Consider the following 17,675-nt stretch of genomic DNA (forward strand, 5'->3'; position numbering starts at 1 on the left):
CACCCTCATTACATTTGAAAATATAGAGCGAATTATGATGCCGTCTCATCAGTTGTTTAACAGGGGATATCATTCCTTCAACCAGCTTTTGCCCGAACTTGCTGTTCAACAGACTACTCAGACGGCATTTGAATTCGTCCGCAGCGCCAGTGAAATTCACAGCCAAAGCTATGACCAGCTACACCAGCGCGCCGCGTCGCTTGCACAAGCTTTAATGCAGTATGGGCAGCGTGGCGACAGGGTCATATTGCTTTATCCGGATGGTGAAGATTTTATTGGCGCTTTTTTTGGCTGTCTTTACGCCGGCAGGGTGGCGGTTCCCGTCCCGATGCCCGCAAAATCGTCAGGAAGCGCGTGGGAGCGTTTTGCCGGCGTATTACGTAATGCGCAAACGGACTGTATTGTTACGACAGCCAGGGGGGCAGAAACGCTAGGCCAGCTATCACTTCCATTATCCCCGCTTATTTTTACCTTCGACAAACCAGACACAGCTGCGCTACCTGCGGGTTATCGTCTGCATCATCTTGAACGCACCTTCTCCGGGGCATTTCACCCCGTTCCGGTAGCAGACAACGATCTGGCTTTTTTACAGTACACCTCGGGTTCGACGGGCTCCCCGAAAGGCGTGATGGTGACCCATGGCAACCTGTGGGCTAACTCACATGCCATTCACCGCTTTTTCGGCCACCACAGCGAAAGCCGGGGCATGATCTGGCTGCCGCATTTTCATGATATGGGGCTTATTGGCGGGCTACTGCAGCCCGTGTTTGGCGCCTTCCCCTGTCGGGTGATGTCGCCCATGATGTTAATGAAAAACCCCCTCAACTGGCTCAAACAGATTTCCGACTATCAGGCGACGACCTCCGGCGGCCCTAATTTCGCCTACGAGCTGTGCGTGCGTAAGATTGGCCGAGAGCAGGCTGAGGCACTGGATCTTTCGCGCTGGGATGCGGCCTTTTGCGGCGCAGAGCCGATTCGGCCCGCCACGCTAGCGCAGTTTAGCGAACACTTTGCGCCTGCAGGGTTCCGGCCCGGCGCGTTCCTGCCCTGCTACGGCATGGCGGAAACCACGCTCATCGTCACCGGAATGGACAAAGGGCAGGGGCTCCGCGTGTCGGACGAGGCCGGTGCGGTGAGCTGCGGGCAGGCTCTGACTGATACCGAGGTGCGTATTGTCGATCCTGACCACCATCAGCCGCTTGCTGACGGTGAGAGCGGAGAAATATGGCTGCGTGGTCCGAGCGTTGCCGCCGGATACTGGGCCAATGATGCCGCCACGCGCGAAACCTTCCGGGCGTCTCTGGCAGGCGATCCGCACCCGTGGCTGCGCAGCGGCGATATGGGTTTTCTCCAGTCCGGCCATTTGTACGTCACCGGACGGCTCAAAGAGCTGCTGATTATCAACGGCCAGAACCACTACCCGACGGATATTGAAGAGACGATCCGCCAGTCCGCTCCCGCGCTGGCGGAAGCGACGGTCTGCGTGTTTGCCAGTGAAGACGAGCGCCCGGTAGCGCTGCTTGAGCTGATGACGCGCCATAAAAATGATCTCGATATGGCGACGCTGGCACCGTCCGTGACCGCGGCGGTGGCGGAGCGCCACGGCATTACGCTGGATGAACTGCTCCTTGTCGAACGAAGGGCAATCCCCCGCACCACCAGCGGGAAATTACAGCGCACCCGCGCGAAGATGATGTATCAGCAGGGGACCCTGGACGTGGCCTGGCGTAGCCGCCAGGACGCGTCAAAACCGCTTGAACACGCGGGGGAAACCCCTCCCGCGCTGGCGGAGCTGATTGCCGGGATAATCGGCAACACGCTGAACACGACGATCGGCGAATCCCGGTGGGATGACGCGTTTACCGGCTTTGGCTTGAGCTCTTTGCAGGCGGTGGGCGTCATTGGCGAGCTTGAACAGCGGCTGGGCCGCGAGCTCTCTCCCGCGCTGATTTACGACTATCCCACCATCAATCAGCTGGCGGTCGCGCTGGGAGAACCCGCTGCGGTCCGGCCGGTCAGCGCCGTCGTCGCGGATAGCGCCATTGCGGTGATTGGTATCGGCGTGGAGCTGCCGGGGCATAGCGGCGTGGAGGCGCTGTGGTCGCTGCTGCAGCAGGGCCACAGCACGACCGGCGAGATCCCGGCGCAGCGCTGGCGTACCTCGTCCTTTGACGGCTTTAACCGTAAAGGCAGTTTCTTTGACGAGGTCGACGCCTTCGATGCAGGCTACTTCGGCATCTCTCCCCGCGAAGCCGTCTATATCGATCCACAGCATCGTCTGCTGTTAGAAACCGTTCAACAGGCGCTCACCGATGCCGGCCTTAAGGCATCCTCCCTGCGCGGGAGCGATACGGCGGTTTATGTCGGGATCAGCGCCAGCGACTATGCCCTGGCCTGCGGCGATAACGTCTCGGCCTACAGCGGCTTAGGCAACGCGCACAGCATCGCGGCCAACCGAATTTCTTATCTTTATGATTTAAAAGGGCCAAGCATCGCCGTCGACACGGCATGCTCTTCCTCGCTGGTGGCGATAGAGGGGGCAATGCAAAGCCTGCGGGCCGGACGGAGTTCTCTGGCCATTGCCGGAGGCGTTAATCTGGCGCTGACGCCGCATTTGCAAAAAGTCTTCACCGACGCCCAGATGCTGGCCCCCGACGGCCGGTGTAAAACCTTTGATGCCCGCGCCGATGGCTACGTTCGTGGCGAAGGGTGTGGCGTTGTGGTGCTCAAGCCGCTTTCGCAGGCGCTGGCGGATGGCGATCGGGTTTATGCCACGCTGGTGGCGAGTGCCGTGAACCAGGACGGCCGCAGCAACGGCATTACCGCGCCAAATGGCCCATCGCAGCAGGCGGTCATCCGGCAGGCAATGGCGTATGCCGGAGTGGACAGCGACAGCATTGACTATATCGAAGCGCACGGGACGGGAACGGCGCTGGGCGATCTGATTGAATATCAGGCGCTGGAAGCGGTATTTGCGGACCGGAAAAAAAACGCACCTGTCCAGGTGGGGTCGATTAAAACCAACATTGGCCACCTGGAGGCGGCGGCGGGCGTGCTGGGCGTGGTGAAAACGTCTCTGATGTTGCACTACCGACAATACGTGCCGCACCTCAATTTCCAGCATAAAAACCCGCATATTGCGGCGATTAGCCGTCATGTTGAGGTAAGCGGTGCGCAGCCTGCCTCATGGCATGCCGATGGTGACGCACGCTACGCGGGCGTAAGCAGCTTCGGCTTCGGCGGCACCAACGGTCACGTGATTTTGCGCAGCGCGCCAGCGGTGGAAAAACGCCAGGAGCCCGCTGCGCCCCACGGCCTGCTTCTGATCGGTTCACATGATGAAGGGGCGTTTACCCTTCAGCGGGAGGCGGTCAAAAAAGGGTTATCGACATGTCAGGAGAGCGATATCGCCACCTGGTGTCGGCTGGTGAACACCCGCTACGACGCGGCCCGCTATCGCGGCGTGGCGTATGGCGCGGACCGCGCCCAGTTGGCGGACAGCCTTGCGCAGCTCACGGCCTGCAAAGCAGGTAAAGCCCAGCCTCAGGTCTGGCTCTTCCCGGGGCAGGGCACCCAGCAAATCGGCATGGGGGCCGAGCTGTATCACCATCTGCCGCACTATCGCGCCCAGTTTGACGCGCTGGCGACGACCATCCGGCAGCGTTATCAGATTGATATCACGCAGGCGCTGTTTGCCCGTGACGATAGCTGGCAGCGCTGCGCCAGAACCTGTCAGCTCTCCTTATTTGCCTGTAGCTACGCGCTTGCTCAGAGCGTGATGCAGTTTGGACCCCGTCCGGCAGCCGTGTTGGGGCACAGCCTGGGAGAGTACTGCGCGGCGGTCATCGCAGGCTATCTCTCGCTCGACGACGGGCTGGCTATGGTTCATCAGCGCGCGCTGTTGATGTCAGCCCTGACGCAGGAAGGGGCGATGGTGGTCGTCTTCAGCGGCGAAGCCGAGGTGCGTCAGATGATTTCACCCTGGGCGGGTGACATTGATATTGCCGCATTCAACACTCCGACGCTGACCACCATCGCAGGCAGCCAGACGGCGATTGACGCCTGTCTCCAGGCCATTTCTGCTCAGGGTGGCCACGCCAGAAAAATTAAAACCGCCAGCGCATTTCACTCCTCGATGATGGATCCGATCCTCGGTGCCTGGCGCGAGTGGCTGGTCAACAACGTCACCTTCACCCGCGGGACGATCCCGTTTTACAGCAACCTGAACGGCGAGGCGTGCGGCCAAACCGACGCCGACTACTGGACCCGGCAAATTCGCCAGCCCGTTCGTTTCCTTCAGGGCGTGCAAAACGTGCTTGCGCAGGGTGAGTTCACCTTTATCGATCTGAGCGCGGACAGTTCGCTGGGCAAATTTGTGACCGCCACCGACCGCCGTCACCGGGTGCTGGCCGCAGGCGATCGGCGACATGAGTACAAATCACTGCTGACGCTGCTGGGAACGCTGTGGCAGCACGGGCACGACATCAACTGGAGCGGGCTGTACCACGCGACCACGCGGGAGGCGTTAACCCTGCCTGCCATCCAGTTCTGCCGCAAACGTTACTGGCTGGCGGATGAGACGCCAGCGCAGACCCCATCTGCAAAAGAGGACGCTATGTCAAATCAACACCATTTAGCCGCTGAAATAAAAGCGATTATTGCCGGTTTTCTTGAGGCGGATCCCGCCACGCTTGACGACGAACTGCCCTTCCTGGAAATGGGGGCGGACTCGCTGGTGCTGCTGGATGCCATCAATACCATTAAGGACCGCTACGGCGTGGCCATCCCGGTACGCGCGCTGTTTGAAGAGCTCAATACGCTGGACGCGGTGATCGGTTATGTGGTGGAGCATGCGCAGCCAGCGGCGGCTGCGGCTCCGCTCAGCACCCCGGAAACCGCCGGGCAGGCGGCGCAGCCTGTCGTGGCTATGCCGGAAACCAGCAAGCCGGTGCCTGGTGCGGTTCAGGATCTGATTGCCCGCCAGCTGGAGCTTATGTCCCAGCAGCTCACGCTGCTCAACGGCACGGCGCAGACTCTCCCGATGCCCGTCGCGCCAACGATGCCGGACGTCATCGCGCCAGCGCCTGTCTCCACCCCGGCCGCACCGGTGAAGGCCAGCGCGCACAGCAGCTGGTTTAAAAAAGAGACGAAAAAGGTCTCCCTGGGCACCGAGCGCGACCAGCATCTGGCGCAGCTCACCCAGCGGTTTGTCGATAGAACAGGCGGGTCGAAACGCAATGCCCAGCAGTACCGCGCCGTGCTGGCGGATAACCGGGCCTCTGCGGGCTTTCGTTTATCCACCAAAGAGATGCTTTACCCCTTAGTGGGGGAACGCTCTCAGGGCTCGCGCATCTGGGACGTTGATGGCAACGAGTATATTGATTTTACGATGGGGTTTGGTGCCAACCTGCTGGGGCATGCACCGGACTGCGTACAGCAGGCCGTTGCCGACCAGCTGGCGCGGGGCATGCAGATCGGGCCGCAAAGCGCGCTGGCGGGCGAGGTGGCAACGCTTATCAGCGAGCTGACCGGCCAGCAGCGGGTGGCCTTTTGTAACTCCGGCTCTGAAGCGGTAATGAGCGCCGTGCGCCTGGCGCGCGCCGTGACGGGGAAAAATAAAGTCGCGCTGTTTAGCGGCTCATATCACGGCGTGTTTGACGGCATTCTGGGGCGGCAGCAGGGCGGAGAAACCCCCGAGCGCGCCACGCCGATTGCCGCCGGTACGCCGCCATCGCTGGTGGACGACCTGCTGGTGCTCGATTATGGTAGCGAAGAGAGCCTGGCGCTTATCGCTCGCTATGCCGCCGAGCTGGCGGTGGTGATCGTCGAACCGGTGCAGAGCCGTTATCCCGATCATCAGCCGCGCGAATACCTGCATACCCTCCGCGAGCTGACGACAACCCACAATATTGCGCTGATGTTTGACGAGGTGATCACCGGTTTCCGTCTGGCGGCCGGCGGCGCGCAGGCGTATTACGGCGTTCAGGCGGATATCGCCTCCTACGGTAAGATCGTCGGCGGCGGTATGCCGATCGGCGTGATTGCAGGCTCCAGCCGCTTTATGGACAGTATCGACGGCGGATTCTGGCAGTATGGCGATGACTCCTGGCCGCAGGCTGAACTGATCTTCTTTGCCGGTACCTTCTCCAAGCATCCGCTGACCATGGCGGCAAGCAAAGCCGTGCTGGAGTACATCAAAGCCCACCCGGCGCTGTATGACGACATCAACCAAAAAACCTCGCGTCTGACGATGTCGCTAAATACCTGGTTCTCTGCAACCGGTACGCCGATTGAGATCGTCTCTGCCGGCAGCCTGTTCCGTTTCAAATTCAACGGCAACTACGACATCCTCTTCCACCACCTGATGCTGCGCGGCATTTTCATCTGGGAAGGGCGTAACTGCTTTGTCTCGGTCGCGCACACGGACGAGGATATCGACCGCTTTATTGCGGCAGTGAAAGAGAGCGTTAACGCCATGCGCGTGGACGGCTTCTTTGGACAGGCCGGATTGCGCCCCGACACGCGCTATGCCGTTGCAGACAGCCAGCAGCGTTTTCTGCAGCTGGCCGCGCGGGATGAAAGCGGGCGGTTGGCCGGGACGATCGGCGGCGTCATTGAAACGCCGCGCAACGTAGACAGCGAGATCATGCTTGCCGCCTGGCAACTGCTGTGCGAGCGCCATGACGCGCTGCGTATGCAGTTCACTGACGCAGGCGAACTTCAGGTGGCCCTGGCGCCCACCGTCGATATCAGCGAGGAATACGCGGCGCCTGCCGCCTGTCTCGCTGAGTTTGCCGCGCGTCCCTTTGACCTGACCGCCGCGCCGCTTGCCCGACTGCTGCTGGTCCGCCATGAGGGGAAAACCACGCTCGCCATCGCGGCACATCATTCGGTGGCGGACGGCTGGTCGTTCATGGTGATGCTGCGCGAGCTGCTGCATCTTTACGATGCCCTGGCGTCGGGTAAACGCCCTGACCTGGCGGCTGCGGCAAGCTATCTGCAGGCTATCCGTGCGCAGAACATCGTCAGCGAGGCAGCGCTACCTGCGCGTCTTGCGGCGCTTCCTGCCCGCCGGGCAACGCCAGACGTCCTTACCGTGCTGGCACCTTCCCGGACGTATCAGGGGCAGCGGCTGGTACAGCGCTTGTCGTATCCGGGCCTGACCGCGCAGCTGCGCAAAGCCTCCGCCGAGCTGCGGGTGACCCGCTTCGCGATGCTGAATGCGCTCTTTACCCTGACGCTTGAGAAGGTGGTCGGTCATTCTCCGGTGCCGGTCGGCGTGCCGGATGCCGGGCGGGATTTCGGGCAGGGCGATGCGCTTGTCGGCCAGTGCGTCCGGCTGTTGCCGCTGTGTATCGACAGCGCCGCCTGTGCGTCGTTATCTGATGTCGCCAGGGCAATCCATGACGGCATCCTCGCGCAGCGCGACGAGCCCGTCCTGCCGTCACGCTGCTTCCACGGTCAGGATGCGCCGCTTCCGCTGCTGGCGACCTTTAACGTCGAGCCGCATGCTCCGCTGGCAGAGCTGCGGCAGTGGGAGGCCAGCCTGTCTCTCCTCCCGATCGGCGCTGTCGAATTCCCGCTGATGGTTAACATTCTCGAGACGAAAGAGGGGCTGTCCGTCGAGCTGGATTACCAGATGCGCTATTTCACCGAGGCGAGCGCCCGTGCGTTGCTGGAGCACTTCCTGAAGGCGATCGCCGTACTGGCCGAGCAGGGCGAAGAGGCTGTTGATGCATTGTTCTCGTCATCAGAGGCGCTGGCCGCATCATGAAAAAGCTGACGATTATCGTCCTCGCGGGCGCCGTGCTGGCGTTCGTGGTTAATCTGCTGATCGATGCCGGACTGTTTTATCAGGTGCAGGAGCGCGGCGGTGAGCAGTGCCAAAAAATCACCGGCATTGAGGGCGCGGAAGATATCGCGCCCTTATCGGATGGCGGGGCAATTGCCAGCAGCCTCAACCGACACGGCAGCGCGCCCGGGGCGCTCTATTACCTCAATGGTAGCGACAGGCCGCGGCGATTAGCCGGTGACTATCCGGATGCCTTTTTCCCGCACGGTATCGATGTCTGGCAGCAGGAGGGCGAGACGTGGATCTACGTGGTGAACCACCGTCCCCAGGAGGACAGCATTGATGTGTTTCGCTTTAATCGCGCGCAGATGCGTCTGGCGTATCAACCCGCCCTGTCGCGCGCGGTCGGAAACAACATCAATGATATCAGCGTCATTGATAAAACCCGCTGGCTGCTGACGCGCGATCACCGGTGGACGGGCTTCGCGGGACGCGTGGAGGACTATCTGCGACTGCCGCTGTCCAGCGTCCTGCTGGCAGACGAGGCGGGGCTGCATACCCTGATCGATGACCTGCATTTTGCGAACGGCATTTACTACAACCGACAATTGGGGCGTCTGTACGTGGCGGAAACCACCCGCGGTGCGGTGAGCAGCTGGGCGTGGCAGCCGAACGAGGCTGCGCCCGTCCTGCTGGGGCGCTTCAGTGGTCTGCATGGCGTCGACAATATCCTGCCGGACGGACAGGGAATGCTGGTGGCGGCGCACCCGCAGCTTCTGAAGCTGGCCGCCTATCAGAAAGATGCCCAGGCGCGTTCACCGTCCATGGTGTGGCGGCTGACAACCGGTGCACAGGGTGAAATCAGTCAGGCCACTCTTTTCTATCAAAGCCGCGGTGCGTCGCTGGCGGCAGTCAGCGTTGCCGCGCCCATGGGCGGAAAAGTGATGATGGGCAGCGTCTTTGACGACGGGCTGCTGCTGTGCGGGGAGCAATAAGATGCTGAAGAGATGGTTTTCCCGACGCGGTCATTTTCAGGGGACGCTTGAAGGACGTGAATTCCCCCTGCCGTCCGGCCATACGCTCCTCGAAAGCGCGCTCAACGCCGGCGTTTCCCTGCCGTATAGCTGCCAGGTCGGCTCGTGTAAATCCTGTCTTTGCCGGGTAACGAGCGGCAAGGTGCGTTCGCTTGTCGACCTGAGCTATTTACTCAGCCAGGAGGAGATTGCCGCCGGCCACGTGCTGGCATGCCAGTGCCTGCCAGAATCGGATTTAACGCTGGCCGCGGCATCCGCGTCCTGGACGTCTGCGCGAGTTAAGCAGGCTGTTGCGCTCTCATCCACGGTATGGCGCGTGACGCTGCTGGCGGAGCAGGCGTTGCCCTTTCAGCCAGGACAATACGTTCAGGTCGGTCTCGAAAAGGATAAGGATATCCGGAGCTTTTCCGTGAGCTGGCCGAGCCAGGGGCGAGAGATTGTTCTGGACATTACGCGCCGTGAAGAGGGGCGGTTATCCCCACTGCTGTGTGATGAACAGGCGACTGGACGGAAGGTGTGGCTCTCAGACTGCCGGGGGCAGTTCGGCCAGCGGGATGACGGTAACGGTCCTCTGCTGGCTATCGCCAGTGGATCGGGACTGGGAACGACGCTGGGTCTGGTCCGCGCCGCGCTGGCGCGTCATCCCCACCGCGAGGTCATGCTGATCCACGCGGTTCGCAGGCGGCAGGACACATTCGACCTGCAGGAACTGCAGCGTCTGCGTCAGCACTATCCCGGTTTTCACTATCTGCACGCATTATCCCGGGAGCGTGAGGTTCAGGCGATGGAGCTGGCAGGACGCATTACCTGCTGGCTGGACGATTGGCGCGCCCTCTATCCCCGCCGGACGGCGGTTGCCGAATGGCGCGTAGTGATTTGCGGCAATCCCGCGCTGGCGCAGGCGTGCCGGCAAAGGCTGCTTGCCGGAGGGGTGATGAGCCACCTGCTTGAAATGGACTGCTTCTCCCCGCCGGTCGGTGCAAAAAACAGTCATAACAATAAGGAGCCCGTATGTTGAGTTACCTGAGATTTGCCCTTGTCCCCTGCGTTTTTTTTCCGCTGACCGCGCTCACAACCGTGCTCGGCGGCGTGTGGATCGTCGTCTCCATGCTCTGCGTGACGCTGAGCTATCTCCTTTTCGATAACGCAACCACGCACGACACCGCCGATCGCCACTACCGGCTGCCGGCGCTGCTGGAAATCATCCCGTATTTACAGCTCCCGGCCGCGCTGCTGGCGTTGTTCGCCCTTATCTGGCAGGCCGCGCCGGGCGATCTGCTCGGGTTTGGCGCATGGCTTTCCGCCCTGACGGGACACAACATCATGGCGCTGCATCACCTTACCCAGCCTGAGCTGCTGCTTGCGGCGGTCTCCACCGGCTATACCATGAGCACCAATACCGTGGTGGCCCATGAGCTTATCCACAAAACCCACAGCCTGGCGGCGATGATGGTCGGGCGCTGGCTTCTGGCGCTGGTCGGCGATGCGCAGTTTTCGATTTCACACGTCTATTCGCATCATCCTAACGTGGCGACCCCGGCGGACGGCGCGACGGCGCGACGTGGGGAGAGTGTGTATCGCTTCTTTATCCGTTCTTCTCTGTCGCAGTATGTTGAATCCTGGCAGGTGGAAGCGCAGCGGCTGTCGCTTCAGAACCGAGGCGGCGCCATGCTGGTGAACCGGGTGGTGAGCGGGGTGCTGATGAGCCTGCTGATCGTGGCGGTCTGCTTTACGGCGGCGGGCGTCCGGGGCGCGCTGGCATGCCTGGTGACCATGCTGGTCTCTAAGTTCCTGTTTGAAACGGTGAATTATATCCAGCACTACGGTCTGGTTCGTCTGCCCGGCACGCGCGTGGAGCCGCGACACAGCTGGGATTGTAATAACCGGGCCTCGTCGGCCGGTCTGTTGAACCTGACGCGCCACTCCGATCATCACACCCATCCGCGTCGTGAATACTGGAATTTGCAGGCGCACAGCTACGCGGTGGGAATCGAAAAAGGGTATGTCGCCCATATTTTTTACGCGCTGATCCCGCCGCTGTGGTTTAAGCGAATGGAGGCAAAACTCGCGTACTGGGACGAACACGTTGCCAGTGACGCAGAGCGTGCCCTGATCCGTCAGTCTGAATCATCCGCGGTTAAGTCCACTGTTCCCTGTGTTTCCGGAGAGTCCCATGAGTGAGCAATTTGATCGACTGATTGAGCAAGCCTACCAGCAGTATCGTGGCCCCGCCTACCTGCGCTCGCCGATGGTGTCATGCGTGAAGGCCGGTATCCGCCTGATGGATCGGGTTGTGCCGGGGGCGACCGCCGACTGGCTGGGCAATCGGTTTTTTACGCCGCGCCGGGTACCGACGCGTGCAGGCGATAAAGAGATGACGGCGCTGGCGAGCCGCATTGAGTCTCTCCCTTTGAGTAATGGTAAACATGCGGTGGTGTACCGCTGGGGCAGCGAGGGACCTACCGTGCTGTTAGCCCACGGCTGGGAGTCGAGGGCTTCCCACTTTGGCAGGCTGATCAAGACGCTGGTCGAAAAGGGCTTTCAGGTCATCGGGTTTGATGCCCCCGCGCATGGCAACGCGGCTGGACGTCAGAGCAGCATCGTCGAGTTCATTGAAATCATTGAACAGCTGGCGCAGCAGGAAGGGGGTTTTGACGCGATTGTGGCGCACTCGTTTGGCGGGTTATCCGTTATTAATGCGGTAAAGGCGGGATTGCGGACCCGCGCGCTGGTGATCGTGGGGGCGCCGACGCACTTTAGCGGGCTGGTCACCAAATATGCCGCGATCCTGAATCTCCCGGGTCGTCAGCAGCAAAGGCTACGACGGTATATTGAAGGGTACTTTGGTATTGGCGAAGCGGTCTGGCAGCGCTTTAACGCCTATGAGGGGCTACAGCAGGTCGATCAGCCCGCCCTTGTTATTCACGACAGCAGCGATGACATCGTATTGCGGGTCGAAGCGGAATGCCTGGTCAACGCCTGGCCTGGCGCGAGGCTGGCAGAGACCCACGGTCAGGGGCATAATCCGCTGCGCCGTCCGGGGGAGGGCATCGACATGGTGATGGCGTATCTGGCCCCCTTGCTGGCGTCAGGCAATGAGCGTGATAACCCTGTCGCCTGAGAGCTGATAATAGCCCTGGATCCGGCTGCCCTTTACGCGTTGAGGTGACAGCGTCTGGGTCAGCTCCAGGGTGATCCTCTGCTGTTCAGGCGCGATGTGACACACGCGGGCCGCGTCAAAATCGAGGGCGCGGCCAACCTCAGGATAGAGCGCTTTATAGAGGCTCTCTTTTGCGGAAAAGGTGATGAGTAGCGCGCTGCCCTCGTCGAACGGGCTGGCGCCAAGACATTCCCGCTCCTGCGGTGTGGTAAACAGGTGCGCTGTCCGCTGCATCATCCCGGGGGCAAAAAACTCAATGTCGACGCCCGGCGTCAGGCCAGACGCCTCTGGCGCGATGACCGCCAGCGCCCACTCATGAGAATGTGACAGGCTTCCCCGCCAGCCGGAAGGCCACACCGGAGAACGATCCGGCGCGCTGCCCGGCGTAGCGTCACAGCCGAAGGATTTCAGCACCCGCTGCGCGGCATAGCGTGCCGCAAGATACTCCGCCCTGCGTTTTACCACGGCGCTGTTGAGCGGAACGGGAAAAGGGATGCCCCATTTATCAAAGAGCCCGTCATGGTAATCACGCGCGGTGAATGAGACCAGGCAGTAGCGCAGTGCGGGGAAAGGAGCGACGTTGCCCATCTCAACGGAGTGAATAAAAGGGGGCGCGGAATCCGTGTTTATCGCAGTAAACATAGCAGGGTTTCGGTATCTGTCGGGAGGACAGAATGCCATATAAGTGCGTGCCGGGTAAGGGGAATCACCCGGCCGCGGGAGAAAACGGTCAGGCCGTTACAGAATGGCTTTGATGCTCTGCGCCAGCGGCGTCGTTGCGCGCCCGATCAGTTTGCTCAGCGTATGGCTATCGTCAAAAAGTCCCCCTTTGGAGGCACCGACATCGGAGTCCGCCAGCATATCTGCCAGCCCGGCAGGCAGGCCGACGCTTTTCAGCGCAGCGGCAAAATCCGCTTCACTGAGATTCTGATAGGTGACCGGCTTCCCGCTCTGTTTGCTGAGTTCAGCCGCCAGTTCGCTCAGCGTCCAGCCGTGGTCGCCCGCCAGTTCATACACCTTGCCCGCGTGGCCCTCTTCAGCAATCACTTTGGCTGCCGCCGCGGCATAGTCTGCGCGGGTGGCAGAGGCAATTTTGCCTTCGCCTGCCGCACCAATAAACACGCCGTGTTCCAGCGCAGGCGGCGCGCTCGCCAGATAGTTTTCGGTATACCAGCCGTTGCGCAGCAGGGCATAAGGAATGCCGGACGCCGCCAGCGCTTTTTCAGTGGCAACGTGTTCAACGTGCAGACCGAGCGGTGATTTGTCCGCGTGCAGCAGGCTGGTGTAGGCGATAAATTTCACCCCTGCCGTTTTGGCGGCGTTAATCACGTTCTGGTGCTGGGTTGCGCGCTGGCCGACTTCACTGGAAGAGATCAGCAGCAGTTTATCCACGCCGCTCAGCGCGGCGGCGAAGGCGGCTTCGTCCGTGTAGTCTGCCTGACGCACCACAATCCCCTGCTGGCTTAAGGCTTGCGCTTTCGCCGGGTTACGTACGATGGCCACAATCTGGCTGGCCGGTACGGTTTTCAACAGCTGTTCGATAACGAGATGGCCAAGCTGGCCGGTGGCGCCGGTAATCGCGATCATGGTGAATCTCCTTCGTGTTTGTCTGATGTTGTGGCACACTAGCACCATAGCTAACTTTTAGTAAGTACGTACAAAAAGGTAAGTATGAAAACAACGATACCGACGCTCAGCGAACAAATGCGCGATGGCAATCTTTTCGCGGAGCAGTGCCCTTCACGCGAGGTGCTCAAACACGTGACCAGCCGCTGGGGTGTTCTGATTCTGCTGGCCCTGCGCCAGGGAACGCATCGTTTTAGCGATCTGCGCCGTAAAATGGGCGGGGTGAGCGAAAAGATGCTGTCCCAGTCGCTCCAGGCGCTGGAGCTGGACGGGTTTGTCGATCGCGTGTCGTATCCGGTGGTGCCGCCGCACGTAGAGTATAGCCTGACGCCGCTGGGCGTTGAGGTGAGCGAGAAGGTCGCCGCGCTGGCGGACTGGATTGAGGTAAATACGCCGAAGGTGATGGCGAACAGGGACGATCGCGCGGCGTAAAAGCCGGGTATGTGCGGCCTGATGCCCTCACCCTGGTCCTCTCCCACAGGGAGAGGGAACAAACACCAAAAACGGCAACGTGCGTTGCCGTTTTGCTTTTACTTGCTCAAGTCCACCTGATAAATCGCGAACCCGATATCATCCGTCGCGACCTGTTTCATCGGATACTGCGCCTTCTGCTTAATAAACGCGGCTGCCTTATCGGACGGTGACGTTTCAAAACGGATATCCAGCGGCGTATCGCTGTGGATCGGCGCGAGACGCCAGTTGTTATCCACTGCCGGATGAATTTCTCCCGCCTTTTTCGACTCCGCGCTGATCCACGCCGCCAGCACCGAGCGGTTCTCATCTGGAGAAGCAAAGGCGATGTGGCTATCGCCCGTACCGGCAAACTTACCGCCGTAGGCACGGTAGTTATTGGTCACCACCAGGAAAGTGGCATTCGGGTCGATCGCCTTGCCGTTGAAGGTAAGGTTTTTGATGCGCTCCGCCTGCGGGTTGATCGCCTGACACTCGCCGTCATATTTCGCCGGCTGGGTGACGTCAATCTGGTAGTTCACGCCGTCGATCACGTCGAAGTTGTAGGTACGGAAGCCGTCCCAGTTAATCAGCGACTGCGGCTTGCTGCTGTGCGGATCAATCTGGTTAAACTGTCCGGCAGCGCACTCCAGCCACTCTTTCACCTCTTTCCCGGTGGCTTTAACCACCACCAAAGTATTCGGATAGAGGTAGAGATCGGCGGCGTTACGGAAGGTCAGCTGGCCCTTTTCGACCTCCACATAGCTTGCCGGGTCATTCTTACGTCCGCCCACTTTGAATGGCGCTGCGGCGGACAGGACCGGCAGTTTTGCCAGATCCGGATCGCCCTGCACAAAGTGTTCGGCATAGGCTTTCTGCGCCATATTGACGACCTGAACGGTCGGGTCATCCTGCACCAGCGCCAGGAAGCTGTACATGTTGTCGGCGGATTTGCCGATCGGCTTGCTGACGAATTCGCGCGTGGAGTCGTGATCGTGCTTCAGCACGTCGACCAGTTTTTTATCTTCAGCCGCCAGTGATTTTTTAGCCGCAGCGTCGTAAATCGGGCGCGCTTCAGCTTTTGACTGCGTCACCTTCCAGCTGCCGCTGTCGTTATTCAGCACCAGATCCACCACGCCAAGATGATCGCCCCACATGCCCGGCATCACCGACGGCACGCCGTTGAGCGTGCCTTTCTCAATGTCCGCCCCTTTGATGCCGGCAAAATCTTTGCCAGGGAAGACCGCGTGGGCATGGCCGAAGAGGATTGCGTCAACGCCCGGGACTTCACTCAGGTAGTAAACGGAGTTTTCTGCCATGGCCTGGTACGGATCGGCGGAGAGACCCGAGTGGGCGACAACGACCACCAGATCGGCGCCTTTTTTACGCATTTCCGGCACGTATTTGCGCGCGGTTTCGGTGATGTCGTTCACGGTCACTTTACCGTCGAGGTTGGCCTTATCCCACGTCATGATCTGCGGCGGGACAAAACCGATATAGCCGATTTTTAGCGTCTGTTTTTTACCGTCCTTGTCGACGACGCTTGTCCCTTTAATCAGGTAAGGGGTAAAGAGCGGCTTTTGGGTCTTAACGTCGATGATATTGGCATTAACGTACGGGAATTTCGCACCGGCCAGGGCGTCATGGAGATATTTCAGACCGTAGTTGAATTCATGGTTGCCAAGGTTTCCGACGGTATAATCCAGGGTGTTCATCGCTTTATAAACAGGATGGATCTCGCCTTTTTTCAGCCCCTTGGTCGCCATGTAATCTCCGAGCGGACTGCCCTGAATGAGATCGCCATTGTCGACCAGCACGCTGTTTTTCACTTCGCCACGTGCGGCATTGATCAAACTTGCCGTACGTACCAGTCCGAATTTTTCCGTCGGGGTATCTTTGTAGTAATCGAAGTCCATCATGTTGCTGTGCAGATCGGTCGTTTCCAGAATACGCAGATCTACCGTCGCCGCCTGAACGCTCGCTGCTATCAGCGTCGCCAGAAGCGTTGCACTAAACTTAATCATCAGAGGAGTCCTTTTTTCGATGCAGACCACAAAAGAGTATGTATCTATAGCTTGTTGCTTACAGAAATGTGAATCCTGACAGAAAAATGTAACCTGAAACCGGAATTGCTTCACAGATAGCGGAATTGTTCACATTACGATATAACTAAAACAAAGAGTTAACCTCACTGCGTTAACAAAGAGGTGGAAAATGCTAGATAAAATTTGTCAGCTCGCACGGGATGCGGGAGATGCCATCATGCAGGTGTATGACGGTAGTAAACCTATGGAGGTGGTCAGCAAAGCCGACGACTCTCCGGTCACGGCGGCAGATATTGCGGCGCATAAGGTGATCCTGAAAGGGTTACAGGCCTTAACGCCGGACATCCCCGTCCTGTCAGAAGAAGCGCCGCAAAGCTGGGAGGAGCGTCAGCACTGGCAGCGCTACTGGCTGGTCGATCCGCTGGACGGGACAAAAGAGTTCATCAAGCGCAACGGTGAATTCACCGTCAATATCGCCCTGATTGAAAAGGGAAAAGCGGTGCTGGGCGTGGTCTATGCGCCGGTCATGAAAGTGATGTACAGCGCCGCAGAAGGGAAGGCGTGGAAGGAAGAGTGCGGCGTGCGCAAGCAGATCCAGGTGCGCGATGCGCGTCCACCGCTGGTGGTGATTAGCCGCTCGCACAGCGACAGCGAGCTGCAGGAGTATCTGCAACAGCTGGGTGAACACCAGACCACCTCGATTGGCTCATCGCTGAAATTCTGCCTGGTGGCGGAAGGTCATGCGCAGCTCTACCCCCGTTTCGGGCCAACCAACGTCTGGGATACCGCCGCCGGGCATGCCGTTGCCGCGGCAGCCGGGGCGCACGTTCATGACTGGCAGGGCAAGCCGCTGGACTATACCCCGCGCGAATCCTTCCTCAACCCCGGCTTCCGCGTCTCGATTTATTGAGCCAGCAGCTTATGCAGCAGGTTGACAACCTGCTGCACCTCTTCCTGGGTTAACGCACCGTCTTTCACCCACTGAACGCGACCTTCTTTATCCAGCACGATAATGGCGGAGCTCTCTTCTTCCAGTTGCCAGGCCTTACGGGTGACGCCGTTGCTGTCGACGATAAACTGCGACCACGGGTAGAGCTTTTTATTGCTCTCAAGGCTTGAGCGCACAAACATCCCGGAGCCCGGAATGGCGTCATCGGTATTCACGATCGTGGTGGTCTGGTAGCGGTCGTGAGGGAATTTTGCGGCCTTGATCGCTTCCACCAGGTTGGCATTTTTCTCTTTTGCGGATGTACGACCGGCAATATGTTGTACAACTCTCACTTTGCCCGCGAGCTGCGCGCTATTCCAGGCTTTGTAGCTAAACTTATCATTGTCGAGAATCAATTCTCCCCGGTCAGCAATGCCGACTGGCGGTACACGTTGTCCTTTTTCAATACTGTGAGCGGAAGCCCACAGGGGCAGCAGCAGGCAGGCTGCTGCAAGGATATTACGTAGGGTCATGGCGTTTCCTTATTGTTTGCAGGTGATCCGACCACTTGGTCTTGCGCTTTTAATGATAAGTGCGATCAATGTGTTTTTCCCGCAATCCCGATGCCAGTTTGCGGGTG

The 17,675-nt window shown here is 59.7% G+C and carries 11 protein-coding genes; 7 read left to right on the top strand and 4 right to left on the bottom strand.

Going from position 1 to position 17,675, the window contains the following annotated elements:
• Positions 1-37: 37 nt before the first annotated feature.
• Genes DOU50_RS21275 through DOU50_RS21295 form a run of 5 tightly spaced genes read left to right on the top strand, consistent with a single transcriptional unit; the run spans position 38 to position 11,947 of the window.
• A complete protein-coding gene (locus DOU50_RS21275) occupies positions 38-7,774 on the top strand; it encodes a type I polyketide synthase (RefSeq protein ID WP_148770227.1) in 7,737 nt (2,578 codons plus the stop codon).
• Positions 7,771-8,787: an arylesterase gene (locus DOU50_RS21280; protein WP_148770183.1), complete on the top strand. Its 1,017-nt coding sequence runs from the start codon at positions 7,771-7,773 to the stop codon at positions 8,785-8,787. Before DOU50_RS21275 ends, DOU50_RS21280 begins: the two co-directional genes overlap by 4 nt.
• A gap of 1 nt (position 8,788) precedes the next feature.
• A complete protein-coding gene (locus DOU50_RS21285; protein WP_148770185.1) occupies positions 8,789-9,844 on the top strand; it encodes a 2Fe-2S iron-sulfur cluster binding domain-containing protein in 1,056 nt (351 codons plus the stop codon).
• Positions 9,838-11,007 carry an alkane 1-monooxygenase gene (locus DOU50_RS21290; RefSeq protein ID WP_148770187.1) on the top strand — a complete coding sequence of 390 codons (1,170 nt, stop codon included), beginning with the start codon at positions 9,838-9,840 and terminating at the stop codon, positions 11,005-11,007. The genes DOU50_RS21285 and DOU50_RS21290 overlap by 7 nt, the downstream gene beginning before the upstream one ends.
• Positions 11,000-11,947, top strand: coding sequence for an alpha/beta fold hydrolase (locus DOU50_RS21295; protein ID WP_090419361.1), 948 nt, complete (start codon positions 11,000-11,002; stop codon positions 11,945-11,947). Before DOU50_RS21290 ends, DOU50_RS21295 begins: the two co-directional genes overlap by 8 nt.
• Here the strand turns inward: DOU50_RS21295 and DOU50_RS21300 are convergent.
• A complete protein-coding gene (locus DOU50_RS21300) occupies positions 11,915-12,628 on the bottom strand; it encodes a 4'-phosphopantetheinyl transferase family protein (protein ID WP_148770188.1) in 714 nt (237 codons plus the stop codon). The genes DOU50_RS21295 and DOU50_RS21300 overlap by 33 nt on opposite strands.
• A gap of 96 nt (positions 12,629-12,724) precedes the next feature.
• Positions 12,725-13,573, bottom strand: coding sequence for an SDR family oxidoreductase (locus DOU50_RS21305; RefSeq protein ID WP_148770190.1), 849 nt, complete (start codon positions 13,571-13,573; stop codon positions 12,725-12,727).
• Between the two features lie 84 nt (positions 13,574-13,657).
• On the opposite strand from DOU50_RS21305, the gene DOU50_RS21310 reads away from it, so the two are divergent.
• Positions 13,658-14,044: a winged helix-turn-helix transcriptional regulator gene (locus tag DOU50_RS21310; protein ID WP_023334278.1), complete on the top strand. Its 387-nt coding sequence runs from the start codon at positions 13,658-13,660 to the stop codon at positions 14,042-14,044.
• A 98-nt stretch (positions 14,045-14,142) separates the two neighbouring features.
• Here the strand turns inward: DOU50_RS21310 and DOU50_RS21315 are convergent, their stop codons facing one another.
• The gene (locus tag DOU50_RS21315; protein ID WP_148770192.1) at positions 14,143-16,086 is read right to left on the bottom strand and encodes a bifunctional 2',3'-cyclic-nucleotide 2'-phosphodiesterase/3'-nucleotidase; all 1,944 of its coding nucleotides are present in this window, start codon (positions 16,084-16,086) and stop codon (positions 14,143-14,145) included.
• Positions 16,087-16,276: 190 nt separating this feature from the next.
• Here DOU50_RS21315 and cysQ point away from each other — a divergent pair, with 190 nt between their 5' ends.
• On the top strand, positions 16,277-17,017 hold the full coding sequence (gene cysQ / locus DOU50_RS21320; protein ID WP_024907298.1) for a 3'(2'),5'-bisphosphate nucleotidase CysQ: 741 nt from the start codon (positions 16,277-16,279) through the stop codon (positions 17,015-17,017).
• Here the strand turns inward: cysQ and DOU50_RS21325 are convergent.
• Positions 17,011-17,568 (bottom strand): YtfJ family protein, encoded by a 558-nt coding sequence (locus DOU50_RS21325; RefSeq protein ID WP_148770194.1) that lies wholly within the window; start codon positions 17,566-17,568, stop codon positions 17,011-17,013. The two genes, cysQ and DOU50_RS21325, sit on opposite strands and share 7 nt — an antisense overlap.
• Between the last annotated feature and the right edge of the window lie 107 nt (positions 17,569-17,675).

Source organism: Enterobacter sp. C6, from assembly GCF_008122455.1.
Lineage (GTDB): Bacteria > Pseudomonadota > Gammaproteobacteria > Enterobacterales > Enterobacteriaceae > Enterobacter > Enterobacter pseudoroggenkampii.

Excerpts from the sequence above, each read along its gene's own strand:
- DOU50_RS21275 (WP_148770227.1), top strand. The coding sequence starts at position 38 with ATGCCGTCTCATCAGTTGTTTAACAGGGGATATCATTCCTTCAACCAG.
- DOU50_RS21280 (WP_148770183.1), top strand. The coding sequence starts at position 7,771 with ATGAAAAAGCTGACGATTATCGTCCTCGCGGGCGCCGTGCTGGCGTTC.
- DOU50_RS21285 (WP_148770185.1), top strand. The coding sequence starts at position 8,789 with ATGCTGAAGAGATGGTTTTCCCGACGCGGTCATTTTCAGGGGACGCTT.
- DOU50_RS21290 (WP_148770187.1), top strand. The coding sequence starts at position 9,838 with ATGTTGAGTTACCTGAGATTTGCCCTTGTCCCCTGCGTTTTTTTTCCG.
- DOU50_RS21295 (WP_090419361.1), top strand. The coding sequence starts at position 11,000 with ATGAGTGAGCAATTTGATCGACTGATTGAGCAAGCCTACCAGCAGTAT.
- DOU50_RS21300 (WP_148770188.1), bottom strand. The coding sequence starts at position 12,628 with ATGTTTACTGCGATAAACACGGATTCCGCGCCCCCTTTTATTCACTCC.
- DOU50_RS21305 (WP_148770190.1), bottom strand. The coding sequence starts at position 13,573 with ATGATCGCGATTACCGGCGCCACCGGCCAGCTTGGCCATCTCGTTATC.
- DOU50_RS21310 (WP_023334278.1), top strand. The coding sequence starts at position 13,658 with ATGAAAACAACGATACCGACGCTCAGCGAACAAATGCGCGATGGCAAT.
- DOU50_RS21315 (WP_148770192.1), bottom strand. The coding sequence starts at position 16,086 with ATGATTAAGTTTAGTGCAACGCTTCTGGCGACGCTGATAGCAGCGAGC.
- cysQ (WP_024907298.1), top strand. The coding sequence starts at position 16,277 with ATGCTAGATAAAATTTGTCAGCTCGCACGGGATGCGGGAGATGCCATC.
- DOU50_RS21325 (WP_148770194.1), bottom strand. The coding sequence starts at position 17,568 with ATGACCCTACGTAATATCCTTGCAGCAGCCTGCCTGCTGCTGCCCCTG.